Consider the following 15,891-nt stretch of genomic DNA (forward strand, 5'->3'; position numbering starts at 1 on the left):
GATCCGGATCCGTCAGATCAGCCGATGCCCCGGTCCGCGTCCCAGCCACCTGACGACGCCCTGCAGGGCAATCTGTTCGGAGCGCCCGAACCGGCCGCACCGGCTGCGCCCGCCAGCGAACCTGAGGCGACCAGCCACGATCTCAGCGACGACGAACTTGGGGCCGATGCCGCCACCCGGCCCCGAACACGCCAGGCCACGTCAACAAAGGCCAACAGCGAATGCCCGGCTGCAGGCGGTCCAGAACCCAGGGGCGATGCACCGACCTGGGCCCACCACAGCCAGCTGGACCCACTGCAGCTCACACCGATGCTGCGCCACTACGTGGAGCTCAAAGCGGCCCATCCCGCACGGGTTCTGCTGTATCGCCTCGGCGACTTCTTCGAGTGCTTTTTCGAAGACGCGATCGAACTCTCCCGGGTACTGGAACTCACCCTCACCGGCAAGGAGGGCGGCAAGGCGATCGGCCGAGTGCCGATGGCGGGCATCCCCCACCATGCCGCCGAGCGCTACTGCGCCGAACTAATCAAGCAGGGCTACAGCGTGGCCCTCTGCGATCAACTCGAAACCACCCCCACCAAGGGCGCCCTGCTCAAACGGGACATCACCCGGGTGCTGACCCCCGGCACCGTGCTGGAGGAGGGCATGCTCAGCGCCCGCCGTAACAACTGGCTGGCGGCGGTGGTGGTGGAGCCAGCCCAGGGCAAGCAACCGCTGCGCTGGGGCCTGGCCAGCGCCGATGTGAGCACCGGCGAGGTGCAGGTGATGCAGCGGGAGGAGAGCAGCGCCCTACACCAGCAATTGGCCCAGCAGGAGGCCTCCGAACTGCTCTGGGCCGCCGGCCACGACGCGGGCCGGCCGGCCTGGTGTCCGGAACGGCTGCGGCTGACGCCGATGGCCAGCACCCCCTTCAGCCCCGCCGAGGCGGAGCGCACCCTGCAGCAGCACTACCGCCTCAGCAGCCTCGATGGCCTTGGCCTGCCGGAACATCCCCTGGCCCTGCAGGCCCTCGGCGGCCTGCTGCGCTACCTGCAGGAGACCCAGCCCCTGGAGGACGACAGCCGCATTCCCCTGGAGGTGCCGGCGATCGTGCACCGCGGCGATGCCCTAGTGCTGGATGCCCAGACCCGCCGCAACCTCGAACTCACCGCCACCCAACGCGACAACCAGCTGCAGGGGTCGTTGCTCTGGGCCATCGATCGCACCCTTACCGCCATGGGCGGCCGTTGCCTGCGCCGCTGGCTGGAAGCACCCTTGATGGACCTCCAGGCCATTCAGCAGCGCCAGGATCTGGTCAGCAGCCTGGTGGGTGAACGCAGCCTACGGCTGACGATCCGCCAGCTGCTGCGACCGATGGGCGACCTGGAACGGCTGGCCGGCCGGGCCGGCGCGGGCCATGCCGGTGCTCGCGATCTGGTCGCCATCGCCGATGGTCTTGAGCGGTTGCCCCAACTCACGGCACGGCTGGAGGCTGCCATCAGCGAGGGCCCCGACTGGTTGCAGCAGCTGCTGACCCCCGATCCGGCCCTGGCCGAACTGGCCCAGACCATTCGCCACAACTTGGTGGAGGCACCGCCCCTATCGCTCTCGGAAGGCGATCTGATCCATGACGGGGTCGACCCGCTGCTGGATGGATTGCGCAACCAGCTGGACGATCAGGACGCCTGGCTCAGCCATCAAGAGCAGCAGGAGCGCCAACGCAGTGCCATCAGCACCCTGAAACTGCAGCACCACCGCACCTTCGGCTACTTCCTGGCGGTGAGCAAAGCCAAGGCCAGCTCGGTGCCGGACCACTGGATCCGACGCCAGACCCTGGCCAACGAGGAACGCTTCATCACCCCCGACCTCAAGGAGCGGGAGGGCCGCATCTTCCAGCTGCGGGCCCGCGCCTGCCAGCGGGAATACGAGCTGTTCTGCCACTTGCGGGAGAAGGTGGGCGCCATGGCCGCCCCGATCCGCCAGGCGGCCCGCGCCGTTGCCGCCCTTGATGCCCTCACGGGCCTGGCCGACGTGGCCGCCAGCGGTGGCTACTGCGCCCCCAACATCACCGACAGCCGTGGGCTGCAGCTGGAGGCCAGCCGCCATCCGGTGGTGGAGCAACGGCTGGTGGAAACCGCCTTCACCCCCAATGATGTGCAACTCGGTAACGGCACCGACCTGGTGGTTCTCACGGGCCCCAACGCCAGTGGCAAGAGCTGCTATCTGCGCCAGATCGGCCTGATCCAATTGATGGCTCAGATCGGCAGCTGGGTGCCGGCCCGATCCGCCAGCGTGGGCATCGCCGATCGGATCTTCACCCGGGTGGGTGCCGTGGATGATCTGGCCGCCGGCCAGTCCACCTTCATGGTGGAGATGGCCGAAACCGCCAACATCCTGCACCACGCCAGCGATCGTTCCCTGGTGCTGCTCGATGAGATCGGGCGCGGCACCGCCACCTTCGATGGCCTCTCGATTGCCTGGGCCGTGAGCGAGCACCTGGCCGGGGATCTGGGCAGCCGCACGGTGTTCGCCACCCACTATCACGAGCTCAACAACCTGGCCTCCGAACGCGACAACGTGGCCAACTTCCAGGTGCTGGTGGAGGAAACCGGTGACGACCTGGTCTTCCTCCACCAGGTGCAATCCGGCGGTGCCAGCCGCAGTTACGGCATCGAAGCGGCGCGGTTAGCCGGCGTTCCCAAGCCGGTGGTACAACGGGCCCGTCAGGTGCTGGATCAGCTGGCGGCCTGAAGCATCAAGCCGAAGGCAACGCGCGCATCAGGCTGCCCATCTCCAGGGCTTCCAGGCCGTAGCTCCAGCCCAGGTTGCTCTTGATGCCAGCCCGCTCCAGCGCCTGTTGCATCGTGTCGGTGGTCAACACCCCGAAGATCACGGGCACGGAGGTGTCGCGGGCCACTGCTGCAATGCCCTTGCTGGCTTCTGCGACCACCACATCGAAATGGGGGGTATCGCCACGGATCACGGCACCCAGGGTGACCAGCACCTGGTACTGACCGGAGCGGGCCATCTGCTGGGCCACGATCGGCAGTTCAAATGAACCCGGCACCCAGGCGACATCGAGCTGTGAACTGGTCTCCGACACATCCACGCCATGGCGCTTGAGGCAGTCGAGACAGCCGCTCAGCAGCTTGGCGGTGACGAGATCGTTGAAACGAGCCACGACGATGCCGACGCGCAGACCAGCTGCGTCAGAGAAACGTCCTTCGAACGTGGCCATTGGGAAGGTGCCGACTGAATCTCAGCCATCGTGGCACCCGCCGGTTGCGGCTGATAGACGAAATCAGACGACGAAGAAGCTCACACCCCAGTTCAGCAGCACCAGGGCGACCCAAACAGCACTGCCCAAAAGGATCAGTCGGTTGGAACGGCCGCTGTCCTCACTGGAGGCATACAGCACCGGCACCGCAACGATCAAGGCAAAAGACGCCACCACCAGGGCCAGAACGGTCAGCGTGTTGATGAACTGCATGGAACTGGAAGTCAGGGTTCGATTTTCACACGAGAGCCGCTGCTCCCGAGAGCGAGCTGAGCACTCTTCACACCATGAAGGGGAAGAGCGCTCCGCTCAGCGGTGATTCAGGCTCAGACGCGGGTCGCGACAGCGCTGCCCAAGGCGTCGCGCAGACCCCGCACCACAGCCAGCATCGCCAGCTCATCCTGGAGGCGGTTCACCGCTGAACCGACGCCCACACCAGCCGCACCGGCGGCAATCGCCATCGGCAGCGTCACCGCCGAGAGACCCGAGGCGCAAAGCACGGGCACGTCGACAGCACGGCTGATGCTGTGGGCCGCCGCGAGAGTGGGAGCAGCCTTCTCGATCAGGCCGAGGTGACCAGCGCTGAAGGGCTTGGCACTGGTGCCGCCCTCGGTCTGGATCAGATCGGCACCGGCCGCCACCAGATCGATGGCCAGCTGTTCCTGCTCATCCATCGGCAACACGTGGGGCACCGTGACGCTCAACACCACGTTGGGCAGCAGTTGGCGGGTGCGGAGGGTGAGCTCCAGCACCTCAGCGGCATCAAAAATCCGACCCTGGGGATAAAAGGCGTCGTAATTGCCGATCTCCACCATCAACGCACCGGCCGCCACGGCCGCGGGGAACTGCTCGGGCTCCACCGACGACACACACACCGGCACGCCACCGGAGGCCTCGATCGCCAGGCGCACCAGGGCGGGGTCGCAGGCCACATCGATCAGATCAGCACCGCCACGGCCTGCTGCACGGGCAACCCGCTCCACGCTGGCGGCATCAAAATTCATCAGGCCAGCGATCACCTTGAGCGCAGAGCACTGCTCGAGGCTGCGCTGCAGAGAAGCGGGCAGCTGCTGAAGACGGGTCATGGGGGACTGGACAGCAATGCCCCAATTCTCACACCGTGGGGGAAACGCACCCTCTTCCTTGGGCTGGACGTCCTGGCATGACCGCCTGCACCGGCGCCTGCTTCAGCAGCCGCAGCTGCTTCCGCAGGAGAGCGCCCTGCTGCTGGCAGTCTCCGGCGGACAGGACTCCATAGCCCTACTGGCTCTGCTGCAGGATCTGGCGCCCTTGCATGGCTGGAGCCTGAGTCTGTGGCATGGCGATCACGGCTGGCACGACGGCTCCAGCCGGATCGCCGCCGAACTAAGGGCCTGGTGCCAACAGCGCCAGCTGCCCCTGCAGGTGGATCAGGCGGTGCCGGGGCAAGTGCCCAGCGAAGCCACGGCCCGGCAGTGGCGTTATGAACGGCTGGCGCAGCGAGCCCGCGAAGCAGGCGCCGATGTGGTGACGGGCCACACCGCCAGCGACCGGGCTGAAACGGTGCTGCTGCAGCTGGCCCGCGGCAGCGACCTGGCTGGCCTGGCGGCGCTGCCGAGCATCCGCCTCCTGAGCCCAGAAGGACCCCACCTGCGCAGACCACTGCTGCACCTGCAACGCCACGACACCCTGCAGATCTGCCAAGACCTGGCCCTGCCGATCTGGGACGACCCGAGCAACCAATCCGCTGATTTCGCCCGCAACCGGATCCGTCAGGAGGTTCTGCCCGTGCTCGAGGACCTGCATCCGGGCTGCAGTCTGCGGATGAGCGATCTGGCCGAACGGGTGTCCCACGTGCGGGACAGTCAGACAGAACTCAGCAGGATGGCCCTGGAGCTCCTGCAAACCCCAGCCGGACTGGACCGCCGCGGCCTGGGAGCGTTGAACCCAGCCACTCGCCGCCTGCTGCTAGCGCAATGGCTGCAGCAGCAGGGGGTGCCACCACTTCCGGCCCCTCAACTGGAGCAACTCAGCCGTCGCCTGCAACAGGGCGCACCCGGAGGTTCAGCCGATTGTCCGGGGGGCTGGCAGCTCAGCTGGAAGGGGGCGGAGCTGATGCTGCAGCAGCGCGAAGCAGGGCATTGACCGCCGCCGCCACCAGACCCGCGCCCCCACGACTGCCCTCCAAGCGGATCTGAGCCAGACCGCTGGCCGCCAGATGCCTCTTGCTTTCCGCCACCCCTACAAAACCCACCGGCATGCCGATCACCAGGCTGGGGGCCGGGGCCCCGGCGGCCACCCGCTGCAACAGCACCTCCAGAGCTGTCGGTGCACTGCCGATCAGCACCACTGGAGCGGGTGATGCCACCGCGAGCGTCGTCCAGGCCTGCTCCATGCCAGCAGCCGTGCGCGTCGAACCCTGCGGTGCCAGCTCTGGAGCCCACTCCAGCACCGTGTGCACCGCGCTGCCGAGGGTGCGTTGGGCCATCGGGGCCACCGCTGCCGCTGCCATCGCGGTATCCGTCAGGATCGGCGCGCCCCGCCGCAGCGCCTCAACCCCCTGCTCACAGGCCCCCTCGCTGAACTGCAGCAGGGGCCCCAGGGAGAGATCACCACTGCTGTGCACCAGCCGTTCCAGCACCTGCTGTTGCAGCGGAGGCAAGCCGGTGTCGCCCAGAGCCGCCTGGATCCGCCGGATGCTTTCGGTGAAGATCGGGTGGTCCTGGGCCATCCACGCCATCATCAACCCATGCCGATCCATCTGCTCTGGGGTGATGACGCCGCCGCGCGGGACCGGGCCATCGAGGCTCTGATCGGCCAGGTGGTCGACCCCAGCTGGAGCAGCCTCAACCTCAGCCGCCTAGATGGAGCTGACATTAGTCAGGCCCTGCAGGCCCTCGAGGAGGCCCGTACCCCTCCCTTCGCCACGGGCGAACGGCTGGTGCTGCTGCAGCGCAGTCCCTTCTGCAATGGCTGTCCCAGTGAGTTGGCCGACCGGTTTGAGGCTGCCCTTGAGCTCATCCCCGACAGCAGCAACCTGGTGCTGGTGAACCCGGCCAAACCCGATGGTCGCCTGCGCACCACCAAAGCCCTGCACAAGCGGATCAAAAACGGGCTCGATCAGGAGCAGAGCTTTCCGCTGCCAGCGGCCTGGGATAGCAATGGCCAGCGCCAGCTGGTGCAACGCACGGCCGAGGCCCTGGGCCTGAAGGTTGAGCCGGATGCCATCGATGCCCTGGTGGAGGCCATCGGCACCGACAGCGCCCGGCTCGAATCGGAACTGCGCAAGCTCTCCCTGCGGGACATAAGCATTTCCGCTGCACGGGTGCAGGAGCTGGTGGGGGGACGCTCCACCAACGCCCTGGCCGTGGGCGACGCGCTGCTTGAGGGCAACCCCGGCGAAGCGATCGCCCGCTGGGATGCCCTTATCGAAGCAGGGGAACCATCCCTGCGCATCGTGGCCACCCTCACCGGTCAGATCCGCGGCTGGCTCTGGGTGAGCCTGCTGGAACAGCAGGGGGAAAGGGATGTGGCGGTGATCGCCAAGGCCGCTGGGATCGGCAACCCCAAACGCATCTACGTGATGCGCAAGCAGCTGCAGGGTCGCCCGCCCAAGCGCTTTCTCTCACTCCTGGGCCGTCTACTGGAGGTGGAAGCCCGGCTGAAACGTGGCGCTCAGCCTGGCGATGCCTTCCGCGACGGCCTGCTGGGCTGAACGCTGCCCACCAGGTGAGAAAATCCAGCGTTGCTGAAGCCCGGTCCATGGCCCTCCTGGTGCAGAAATTCGGGGGCACCTCCGTCGGCAGCGTGGAACGCATCAAGGCGGTGGCTGATCGGATCGGACGTTGCCGGGAGGAGGGGCACGACTTAGTCGTTGTGGTCTCCGCCATGGGCCACACCACCGATGAATTGACGGGTCTGGCCAACGCCATCACCTCTGCCCCCACCCAGCGGGAGATGGACATGCTGCTGGCCAGTGGCGAACAGGTGTCGATCGCCTTGCTGGCGATGGCCTTGAACGCCCAGGGGGTCAGTGCGACGTCGATGACCGGTCCACAGGTGGGCATCGCCACGGAATCCACCCATGGCCGGGCCAGGATCCTCGGGATCCGCACCGACCGAATCCGCAACCGCCTCGCGGCTGGCCAGGTGGTGGTGGTTGCCGGTTTCCAGGGCACCAGCACCAGCAGCGATGGCCTCAACGAAATCACCACCCTCGGGCGTGGGGGCTCCGACACCTCCGCTGTCGCCCTGGGGGCAGCACTGGGTGCCGATGCCTGCGAGATCTACACCGACGTTCCGGGTGTCCTCAGCACCGATCCGCGCAAGGTGTGCGATGCCCAGCTGATGGAAACGATCAGCTGCGACGAAATGCTGGAACTCGCCAGCCTTGGGGCCTCCGTGCTGCATCCCAGGGCCGTTGAGATCGCCCGCAACTACGGCGTGAACCTTGTGGTGCGCTCCAGTTGGAGCGATGCCCCCGGCACCCGGATCACCAGCCGTTCAGCCCGTCCGATCAGTAGCAGCGGCCTGGAGCTCGGCAGTCCTGTGGATGGGATGGAGGAAGTGGACGGACAGGCCGTGCTCGCCCTCTCGCACATTCCCGATCAGCCTGGGATTGCCGCACGCCTGTTTGAAACCCTCTCCGAGGCGGGAATCAATGTGGACCTGATCATTCAGGCCACCCACGAGGGCAGCAGCAACGACATCACCTTCACGGTGACGGAAGCGGATCTCGAGCTGGCCCGCGCTGTGAGCCAGAAGGTTCTGGATCAACTGGGCGGCGATCTGGCGTCCGAAGCAGGGCTGACGAAGCTCAGCATCAGCGGTGCCGGAATCATGGGGCGCCCTGGGATTGCCGCCGGCCTGTTCAACTGCCTGTGTCAGCAGGGCATCAACCTCCGCCTGATCGCCACGAGTGAGGTGAAGGTGAGCTGCGTGATTGACTCCGGCGTCGGCAGCAAGGCGGTGCAAGCCGTGCAGGAGGCCTTCGACCTGGAGGACTCGCAAATCCGCATCAATCCCACCGACAACGGGAGCGGGGAACCGGAAGTGCGCGGCGTCGCCCTCGACCGCGACCAGGTGCAACTAAGTGTTCGCCACGTGCCCGATCGACCCGGCACCGCAGCGGCGCTGTGTTCAGCCCTGGCGGACAACAGCATCAGCCTCGATGCGATCGTTCAATCGGAACGTCAGCACAGCGACGGATCGCGCGACATCACCTTCATCCTGCGCAAGGACGACCGCGCTCTCGCCGATGTGGCCCTGGCTCCCCTGCTGGCCCAGTGGCCCGGTGCAGCTCTAGAGGATGGTGAGGCCATTGCCCGTGTGAGTGCTGTGGGCGCGGGGATGCCAGCAACGCCAGGGACGGCGGGGCGCATGTTCCGCGCGCTGGCGGATGCAGGCATCAACATCGGCCTGATCGCCACCAGCGAAATCAGAACCAGCTGTGTGGTGGCCGAAGATGCTGGCGTTCAGGCACTCCAGGTGGTGCACGCTGGGTTCGCACTGGGAGGTGAAGAGCGTCACACCGCCCAAGGCACCGCTTCACCGCACGACCCCGACTAGGTCTACAACGGGAGGACTGGCCCTTCGAAGCGTGGATGCCGATTTCGAGCAGGTGTGACAAGGCCCATGCCCTCGCCTCGGCGTTTTGGGATCAACTGCAAAGCGCATCAAACGAGCGCGACCCAAGCCTGATCATGGCCTGGCTGGGGGTGGTGTCGTCGCTTCTGGGTCACATCCAGCTGCATGGTCTCCAGCAACCGAAGCAAGCCGCCATCTCCTAAGAAAGGGTGCTGGAGGGTGACGTGGACGCCACCATCGCTGCCCTGGCGGGACAGGGGCTAGAGCGCTGCCAATCAGAAATCAGAAGACATCTCCAGCGAAGCAGGTATGACGCCCGCAACCAAGGCGCCATCCCGGACCTGCTGAAAGATCCCTTCCTGAGCACGGATTCCGCTCAAGCAAAGCCAGCACTGGCTGATTTAGGCACCGCAATGCCGTGGTTGTCCAGTGCCGTTGAACCCCGGGCCATGCCAACTTCCGATACATCTCCCTATTCGGCCCCTTTTCCAAGCCCAGAGCCAACGCTCAGCTCTGAAGCCCATTCAGGCGTGGAGATGGCGAACAAGAAAACCGTACTCAGAGAAGAAAAACCACCCAAGACGCTGTCGAGCCCACACCCCAGGAGCCTGCAGCCAAGGATCTCCTGGAGAATTCATGGCTCCGCAGACAACTTCAACCTGCAATCAAAAGCCCCACCGACTCGATTGTGCCGATGGGGCTGATCAACAGGATCAAAGGAGTTATGGGCCGCTCAGCTGGCCGCTGAACGACGACGACGGGTACGGCCTGCAGGCATCTCCGGCTCCTGAGAAGCCGGGGCAGCAACTTTCTCAGCAACCGGCTGGGGAGCCACTTTCTCCACCACTGCCGTTGCTGCGGCTGCACGAACGGGGGCAGGGGTTGCCGAGCCAGAACGGCCATTTCCCTGAGCGTTCCGCACCGGAGCGGGGGTTCCACCGCCGCCACCGTTGCGACGGCCATAGGGAGAGCCACCGCCACGACCACCGCGACCGCGGGGAGCCGGACGGTCATCTGGCTCTGCATCAGCACGGCCCTTATAAACCGGTGTACCGCCAGGAGCCGGCTGCACCAGACAGAGGATCAGCGGCTCCACCTGCAGTTCACGACGCATCCGGCGGCCAAGGCCGACCTCCACTTCACGCTGCACACCCATCCAGTCCACCTCCGGTGCCTTATCACCGGTATTTCGGCAGAGCTGCTTCCAGCGGTTTTCGAGCACCCACTTGATTTCACGCTCCACCCACAACGACATCTTGCGAGCATCGGCTGTGGTGACCACACCGCGAAGATTCACCCGCGGAGGAGCCACCATGGCGCCATCGGTACTGATGGCGGCCAGGATCGTCACTACGCCGTCTTCCGCCAATTGCTGGCGTTCCTTGAGCACCCGGGCATCGACGATGCCGTTGCGGGATTGATCCAGCAACTCAATGCCCGCCTTCACCGCACTGCCTTTGCGGAGCGAATCCGGGGTGAGCTCCACCACATCACCGTTGTCGATGATCAGGGTGTTGTCGACCGGAACACCCATCGAATGGCCGGTGCGGGAGTGCTGGACCAGCATCCGGTGTTCGCCATGCACCGGCACGAAAAACTTGGGCCGGGTGAGGGCGAGCATCAATTTCTGATCTTCCTGGAAGCCATGGCCGGAGACGTGAATGCCTTCGCCCTTGCCATAGACCACCTTGGCGCCAAGCATCATCAGCTTGTCGATGGTGTTGACCACGGAAATCGTGTTTCCAGGGATTGGGCTGGCCGAGAAAATGATCGTGTCGGTGGTCTTGACCTTCACCTGGGGATGCTCACCGCGGGAGATACGGCTTAGGGCGGCCAGCGGCTCTCCCTGGCTGCCGGTCATCAGCAGCAGCGTTTCGCGATCTGACACATCGTTGATCTGCTTGATCGGCACAAACAGTTCATCCGGCGCGCGCATGTAGCCCAGTTCCCGGGCCTTGGCGATCACGTTGAGCATGGAGCGGCCAAGCAACCCCACCTTGCGGCCGTTCTTCAGGGCCAGCTCCAGAATCATCGATACCCGATGAATCGAACTTGCGAAGGTGGTCACGATGACCCGCCCTTCGGCATTGGCGATGTGGCGATCTAGGTTAGGGAACACAGATCTCTCAGGCGGACAGAAGCCAGGAACCTCAGAGTTCGTGGAATCGCTGAACAAGCACAAGACGCCCTTGTCACCGTGGTGGGCGAGACGGGCCATGTCGAAGTTTTCGCCATCGACCGGGGTGTGGTCGAACTTGAAATCTCCGGTAAAAATGACGGTTCCCACCGGTGTAGAGATGGCCAGCGAAAAGCTGTCAGCCATCGAGTGGGTGTTGCGGATGAACTCCACAGAGAAGTGCTGACCCACCTTCACCACATCACGCGGACCGACGGTCTGCAGGGTGGTGCGGTCGCGGACCCCGGCCTCATCCATCTTGCCGGTGAGCATCGAAAGGGCCAGCCGCGGCCCGTAGATCACCGGAATATTGAAGTGCTTGAGGTGGTGGGCGATGCCACCGATGTGGTCTTCATGACCATGGGTGACGATCATGCCGCGGATCCGCTTCTGGTTCTCGCGCAGGAAGCTGGTGTCGGGCAGCACCACATTCACTCCGTGCATGCCGTCGCTGGGGAAGGCCAGACCGGCATCCACCAACATCAGGTCATCGCCGTACTCGAACACACAGGTGTTCTTGCCGATCTCGTGCAGACCACCCAGGGGAATCACCCGAAGACAGGGCTCCTGACCCTTGCTGGATCGCGCGTTGTTGGCCATGAAAACGATGTGTAAAGAACGGGTTGCGTAAGCCGATAAGCCGGACCGGGCTAGGTCTGACGGAGGGCGGCCATGGCGTTGGAAAGCGAACGTTTCATGTCATCAGATAAGGGGCACAAAGGTGGACGGGGCGCACCGACAGACCAGCCATTGAGTTCCAGGGCAGCCTTGACGGGAATCGGATTGGTGGTGGCGAACAGGGCCTTGAACAGGGGGATCAACGCGTCATGCAAGGCGAGTGCTAATGCACGATCGCCGTTCAGATAGGCCTCGATCATGGCGCGGATCTCAGGGCCCGCGACATGGCTGCCCACACTCACCACGCCAACGGCTCCCACCGAAAGCATTGGCAAGGTGAGGCCGTCGTCACCGCTGTAAATCGCCAACTGCTGACCGCAGGCCAGCCGCAGCGCCGTGACCTCTTCGGTAGTGCCACTTGCAGCCTTGAAACTCACCACATTGGGGCAGTCCATTAGCCGCACCACCGTGGCCGGAGCGATGCTGCAGCCGGTGCGCCCAGGAATGTTGTAGAGCATCAGGGGCAGATCAGGAGTGGCCTCAGCGATGGCCCGAAAATGGGCCTCCAGTCCCTCCTGAGGAGGCTTGTTGTAATAGGGCACGACCACAAGAGCACCATCCGCGCCGGCGGCTGCAGCCTTCTTGGTGGCCTCCACCGCTTCGGCTGTGGAATTGCTGCCGGTACCCGCCAGCACCTTGGCGTCGCTGCCCACCGCCTCTCGAACTGCGTGAAGCAGTTGCAGCTGCTCGTCCCAGCTGAGGGTTGGCGATTCGCCGGTGGTGCCGCACACCAGCAGCCCATCAGAGCCCTGATCCACCAGATGCCGGGCAAGCTGTGCGGCGAGGGTGAGATCCACAGCACCGCTGGCATCAAAAGGAGTCACCATCGCGGTGACGACACGGCCGAAGGGCGTTGGCGAAAGGGTGGCGGCCTCTGTCATCACTTTTGAATCAACAATTCAGCGATCTGAACAGCGTTAAGCGCCGCTCCCTTGCGAATCTGATCACCACACAGCCAGAGCTCCATGGCATTGGGATCACTGATGTCCTGACGGATCCGTCCGATCGCCACCGGGTCACGACCGGTCACATCCGTCGGCATCGGGAAACGGTTCGCAGCCGGGTCGTCAATCAACTCAACACCGGGTGCAGCCGAAAGCAGCTCGCGCGCTTCAGCGACTGGGAAGGGGGTCTCGAACTCGATGTTTACCGCTTCGGAATGAGCCCGTAACACGGGCACCCGCACGCAAGTGGCGGTGAAGCGCAGATCCGGAAGACCCATGATTTTGCGGGTCTCGTTCACCATCTTCATCTCCTCTTCGCAATAGCTGTTGTTCTGCAAGGGAGAGTTGTGGAGAAAGAGGTTGAAAGCCAGGGAGTAAGGCAGCACCTCTCCCTTGGGAGTTCCGCCGTCCAGCACCGTCTGCGAAAGACTTTTCAGCTCTTCCATGGCCCGGGCACCAGCACCACTGGCGGATTGGTACGTGCTCACAACCACCCGACGTATCGCCCGCTTCGCTGCCAGAGGAGCCAAAGCCAGGGTGAGCAGGATCGTGGTGCAATTCGGATTCGCAATCACTCCGTTGTGGGCGAAGGCTGCATCGGGATTGACCTCTGGCACCACCAGCGGCACACCATCCTCCATCCGGAAGGCACTGGAGTTATCCACCATCACCGCACCTGCAGCGGTGATTGCCTCGAGCCATTGCTTCGAAACAGAACCACCTGCCGACGCCAGCACCAGATCGACCCCTTCAAAAGATTGGGCCGAGACCTCTTCCACCGTGAGGGTGCGGCCGTTCCAGGCTTGGGTCTGACCGGCCGAACGGGCCGACGCCAACAGCTTCAACTCACCAACGGGGAAATGGCGCTCCTCAAGCAGCAGCAGCAGTTCCTGGCCAACAGCACCGCTGGCACCCAGAACGGCAACGTTGAGAGGACGGTTGGGAAGGGTCGAAGACAAGCGGTGGAGTGGACGATCTAAACGAAAAGCTGTCGTTTCTTGAAACCGACATCACTGCGCAGAGATCGTGATGCCGCGATGCGACGAGCTCAGCTTACCGATCCAGCCTCGATTCACCCATTGCATAAAGTGCTGGGCTGCCCTTTCCCTTCCCCCATGAGCGCTGCAGCCCTGAAGGTGACCACCGAAGCCCGCCCCAGCAGCCGCCTGTCGGTGACGGTCACCGTTCCTGGGGAGCGCTGCAAGACAAGTTATGAAGACGCGATCACCAGCCTCAGCCGCAACATCAACCTGCCGGGCTTCCGCAAGGGGAAAGTGCCGCGCACAGTGCTGGTACAGCAGCTGGGTGGCGTGCGGATCAAGGCCACGGCGCTGGAAAAGCTGATCGACAACGCCTGGCGCGACGCCATCAAGCAGGAATCACTGGAACCGATCAGCCAGCCCGAGCTGAGCAGTGGTTTCGACGGCCTGCTGGAGAGCTTTGAGCCTGGTAAAGAGCTCACTTTCACCCTGGAAGCCGATGTCGCTCCGACGCCGAAACTGAAGAGCACCAAGGGGCTGAAGGCGGAATTCGAAACCGTCTCCTATGACGCCTCCCGGGTCGATGCGATGCTCGAGGACTCCCGCAAGCAGATGGCCACGGTAGTTCCCGTGGAAGGTCGCGCTGCCAAGAACGGCGACATCGCGGTGCTGGGCTTCAAAGGCACCTACAGCGATGACGGCAGCGAAATCGAGGGAGGCAGTGCCGATTCCATGGATGTCGACCTGGAGAACGGCCGGATGATCCCTGGCTTCATCGAAGGGGTCATCGGCATGAAGGTCGGCGAGACCAAAGCCGTGGATTGCCAGTTCCCCGACGACTACCCAAAGGAGGACGCCCGCGGACGCAAGGCCGCCTTTGAGATCGAACTGAAAGACCTCAAAACCCGCGAACTGCCCGAGCTGGACGACGCCTTCGCCAAGCAGGCCAGCGAGCAGGAAACACTGGCGGACCTGCGCAAGGACTTGGAGCAGCGGCTCAAAGACGACGCGGAGCGCCATCAGACCAGCAACCGCCGCGATGCCCTCGTCGCCGCACTGGTGGAGCAGCTCGAGGTGGAATTGCCAGAAGCCCTGATCCAACAGGAAAGCCGCAACCTGCTGGAACAGACCGCAGCCCAGTTCGCCCAGCAGGGCATGGATGTGAAGTCACTCTTCACCCCCGATCTGGTGCGCAACCTGATGCAGAACTCACGTCCCGAGGCGGAAGAGCGTCTGCGCCGCAGTTTTGCCCTCACCGCCCTGGCCGAAGCGGAGGACATCAAGCTCGACGACAAGGACGTGGACGCCAAGATCAAGGAGGTGAAGAAAGAGCTCTCCGCCGACGCCAAGATCGATCCCGAGCGCCTGCGTCAAGCCGTGATGGATGACCTCATGCAGGATCATCTGATGGGCTGGCTCGAGGAGAACAGCACCCTCACCGAAAAGGCTCCGGCAGCTGACGACAGCAAGGCTGAAGCCAAGAAAAAGCCCGCCACCAAGGAGACCTCCGCCGAGAGCAAGTCCAAGGCGGACGCCAAGGACTGAGCAACGCCCATAGATTGACCGAACTTCACCGCATACCGATCGCGTGATCGACGCCCGTAGTCACCACCCCATCCAGAACCGCTGGCGGGCCGCCATGCCGGTCTCGGCACCGGGGCCACTGCCCACGGTTGTTGAACAGTCCGGTCGCGGAGACCGTGCCTTCGACATCTACTCCCGCCTGCTACGAGAGCGAATCATCTTCCTGGGTACAGGTGTGGATGACGCCGTTGCCGATGCCCTTGTGGCGCAGATGCTGTTCCTCGAAGCCGAGGATCCTGAAAAGGACATTCAGATTTACATCAACTCACCGGGAGGGTCCGTCACCGCTGGCCTAGCGATCTACGACACGATGCAGCAGGTCGCCCCTGACGTGGTGACCATCTGCTATGGCCTCGCCGCCAGCATGGGTGCCTTTCTGCTCTCCGGGGGCACCAAGGGCAAGCGTCTCGCCTTGCCCAATGCCCGGATCATGATCCACCAACCCCTCGGTGGTGCCCAGGGCCAGGCAGTGGACATCGAGATTCAGGCGAAGGAGATCCTTTATCTCAAGGAAACCCTGAACGGGCTGATGGCGGACCACACCGGCCAGCCGCTCGACAAGATCTCGGAAGACACCGACCGCGACTACTTCCTTTCTCCGGCAGAAGCGGTTGAATATGGCCTGATCGATCGAGTGGTGGACAGTTCCGAGGACGGAGGAATCATTACGGAAGGCTGACAGACGCCCTTCCGTTCTCGATCCTGTGT

The 15,891-nt window shown here is 64.1% G+C and carries 14 protein-coding genes; 7 read left to right on the forward strand and 7 right to left on the reverse strand.

Annotated elements, in window-relative coordinates; all coding sequences use genetic code 11:
- Positions 1 to 24 precede the first annotated feature (24 nt).
- Complete coding sequence (gene mutS, locus FZX09_RS04285) at positions 25 to 2,730, forward strand: DNA mismatch repair protein MutS (protein WP_226400417.1); 2,706 nt, start codon at positions 25 to 27, stop codon at positions 2,728 to 2,730.
- A 4-nt stretch (positions 2,731 to 2,734) separates the two neighbouring features.
- On the opposite strand, the gene ribH is transcribed toward mutS, so the two are convergent.
- The 3 genes from ribH to FZX09_RS04300 all read right to left on the reverse strand — a co-directional run bounded on the left by ribH (position 2,735) and on the right by FZX09_RS04300 (position 4,341).
- Positions 2,735 to 3,217, reverse strand: a complete 483-nt coding sequence (ribH, locus tag FZX09_RS04290) for a 6,7-dimethyl-8-ribityllumazine synthase (protein WP_115024771.1) — start codon at positions 3,215 to 3,217, stop codon at positions 2,735 to 2,737.
- 63 nt (positions 3,218 to 3,280) lie between these two features.
- Complete coding sequence (gene psbZ / locus FZX09_RS04295) at positions 3,281 to 3,469, reverse strand: photosystem II reaction center protein PsbZ (protein ID WP_006850156.1); 189 nt, start codon at positions 3,467 to 3,469, stop codon at positions 3,281 to 3,283.
- A gap of 113 nt (positions 3,470 to 3,582) precedes the next feature.
- Positions 3,583 to 4,341, reverse strand: a complete 759-nt coding sequence (locus tag FZX09_RS04300) for a DUF561 domain-containing protein (protein WP_226400419.1) — start codon at positions 4,339 to 4,341, stop codon at positions 3,583 to 3,585.
- A 16-nt stretch (positions 4,342 to 4,357) separates the two neighbouring features.
- On the opposite strand from FZX09_RS04300, the gene tilS reads away from it, so the two are divergent.
- The gene (gene tilS, locus FZX09_RS04305) at positions 4,358 to 5,380 is read left to right on the forward strand and encodes a tRNA lysidine(34) synthetase TilS (protein ID WP_226400421.1); all 1,023 of its coding nucleotides are present in this window, start codon (positions 4,358 to 4,360) and stop codon (positions 5,378 to 5,380) included.
- Here the strand turns inward: tilS and FZX09_RS04310 are convergent.
- Positions 5,328 to 5,996: a precorrin-8X methylmutase gene (locus FZX09_RS04310; protein ID WP_226400424.1), complete on the reverse strand. Its 669-nt coding sequence runs from the start codon at positions 5,994 to 5,996 to the stop codon at positions 5,328 to 5,330. The two genes, tilS and FZX09_RS04310, sit on opposite strands and share 53 nt — an antisense overlap.
- Here FZX09_RS04310 and holA point away from each other — a divergent pair.
- Genes holA through FZX09_RS04325 form a run of 3 tightly spaced genes read left to right on the forward strand, consistent with a single transcriptional unit; the run spans position 5,985 to position 9,024 of the window.
- Complete coding sequence (gene holA / locus FZX09_RS04315; protein ID WP_226400426.1) at positions 5,985 to 6,950, forward strand: DNA polymerase III subunit delta; 966 nt, start codon at positions 5,985 to 5,987, stop codon at positions 6,948 to 6,950. The two genes, FZX09_RS04310 and holA, sit on opposite strands and share 12 nt — an antisense overlap.
- Before the next feature lie 47 nt (positions 6,951 to 6,997).
- Entirely contained in the window at positions 6,998 to 8,803 is a 1,806-nt protein-coding gene (locus tag FZX09_RS04320; RefSeq protein ID WP_226400453.1) for an aspartate kinase, read from the forward strand.
- Positions 8,804 to 8,838: 35 nt separating this feature from the next.
- A complete protein-coding gene (locus FZX09_RS04325) occupies positions 8,839 to 9,024 on the forward strand; it encodes a hypothetical protein (protein WP_226400455.1) in 186 nt (61 codons plus the stop codon).
- Positions 9,025 to 9,554: 530 nt separating this feature from the next.
- Here FZX09_RS04325 and FZX09_RS04330 read toward each other — a convergent pair.
- The 3 genes from FZX09_RS04330 to FZX09_RS04340 are packed head-to-tail and all read right to left on the reverse strand — an operon-like array spanning position 9,555 to position 13,578.
- Complete coding sequence (locus FZX09_RS04330) at positions 9,555 to 11,597, reverse strand: ribonuclease J (protein WP_226400457.1); 2,043 nt, start codon at positions 11,595 to 11,597, stop codon at positions 9,555 to 9,557.
- A gap of 50 nt (positions 11,598 to 11,647) precedes the next feature.
- Positions 11,648 to 12,556 carry a 4-hydroxy-tetrahydrodipicolinate synthase gene (gene dapA / locus FZX09_RS04335; RefSeq protein ID WP_226400459.1) on the reverse strand — a complete coding sequence of 303 codons (909 nt, stop codon included), beginning with the start codon at positions 12,554 to 12,556 and terminating at the stop codon, positions 11,648 to 11,650.
- Positions 12,556 to 13,578 (reverse strand): aspartate-semialdehyde dehydrogenase, encoded by a 1,023-nt coding sequence (locus tag FZX09_RS04340; protein ID WP_226400462.1) that lies wholly within the window; start codon positions 13,576 to 13,578, stop codon positions 12,556 to 12,558. The genes dapA and FZX09_RS04340 overlap by 1 nt, the downstream gene beginning before the upstream one ends.
- A gap of 156 nt (positions 13,579 to 13,734) precedes the next feature.
- On the opposite strand from FZX09_RS04340, the gene tig reads away from it, so the two are divergent.
- Complete coding sequence (tig, locus tag FZX09_RS04345; RefSeq protein WP_226400464.1) at positions 13,735 to 15,144, forward strand: trigger factor; 1,410 nt, start codon at positions 13,735 to 13,737, stop codon at positions 15,142 to 15,144.
- Positions 15,145 to 15,187: 43 nt separating this feature from the next.
- Positions 15,188 to 15,862 (forward strand): ATP-dependent Clp endopeptidase proteolytic subunit ClpP, encoded by a 675-nt coding sequence (gene clpP / locus FZX09_RS04350; RefSeq protein ID WP_226400466.1) that lies wholly within the window; start codon positions 15,188 to 15,190, stop codon positions 15,860 to 15,862.
- Positions 15,863 to 15,891 lie beyond the last annotated feature (29 nt).

This window comes from Synechococcus sp. MU1643 (assembly GCF_020514095.1).
In the GTDB taxonomy this organism is placed as follows: Bacteria; Cyanobacteriota; Cyanobacteriia; order PCC-6307; family Cyanobiaceae; genus Parasynechococcus.

What these genes read in the sequence shown, in the direction of transcription:
- FZX09_RS04325 (WP_226400455.1), top strand. Translation starts at nt 8,839, where the DNA reads ATGCCGATTTCGAGCAGGTGTGACAAGGCCCATGCCCTCGCCTCGGCG.
- dapA (WP_226400459.1), bottom strand. Translation starts at nt 12,556, where the DNA reads ATGACAGAGGCCGCCACCCTTTCGCCAACGCCCTTCGGCCGTGTCGTC.
- holA (WP_226400426.1), top strand. Translation starts at nt 5,985, where the DNA reads ATGCCGATCCATCTGCTCTGGGGTGATGACGCCGCCGCGCGGGACCGG.
- FZX09_RS04300 (WP_226400419.1), bottom strand. Translation starts at nt 4,341, where the DNA reads ATGACCCGTCTTCAGCAGCTGCCCGCTTCTCTGCAGCGCAGCCTCGAG.
- ribH (WP_115024771.1), bottom strand. Translation starts at nt 3,217, where the DNA reads ATGGCCACGTTCGAAGGACGTTTCTCTGACGCAGCTGGTCTGCGCGTC.
- FZX09_RS04330 (WP_226400457.1), bottom strand. Translation starts at nt 11,597, where the DNA reads ATGGCCAACAACGCGCGATCCAGCAAGGGTCAGGAGCCCTGTCTTCGG.
- FZX09_RS04320 (WP_226400453.1), top strand. Translation starts at nt 6,998, where the DNA reads ATGGCCCTCCTGGTGCAGAAATTCGGGGGCACCTCCGTCGGCAGCGTG.
- tilS (WP_226400421.1), top strand. Translation starts at nt 4,358, where the DNA reads ATGCCCCAATTCTCACACCGTGGGGGAAACGCACCCTCTTCCTTGGGC.
- psbZ (WP_006850156.1), bottom strand. Translation starts at nt 3,469, where the DNA reads ATGCAGTTCATCAACACGCTGACCGTTCTGGCCCTGGTGGTGGCGTCT.
- mutS (WP_226400417.1), top strand. Translation starts at nt 25, where the DNA reads ATGCCCCGGTCCGCGTCCCAGCCACCTGACGACGCCCTGCAGGGCAAT.
- FZX09_RS04310 (WP_226400424.1), bottom strand. Translation starts at nt 5,996, where the DNA reads ATGGATCGGCATGGGTTGATGATGGCGTGGATGGCCCAGGACCACCCG.
- tig (WP_226400464.1), top strand. Translation starts at nt 13,735, where the DNA reads ATGAGCGCTGCAGCCCTGAAGGTGACCACCGAAGCCCGCCCCAGCAGC.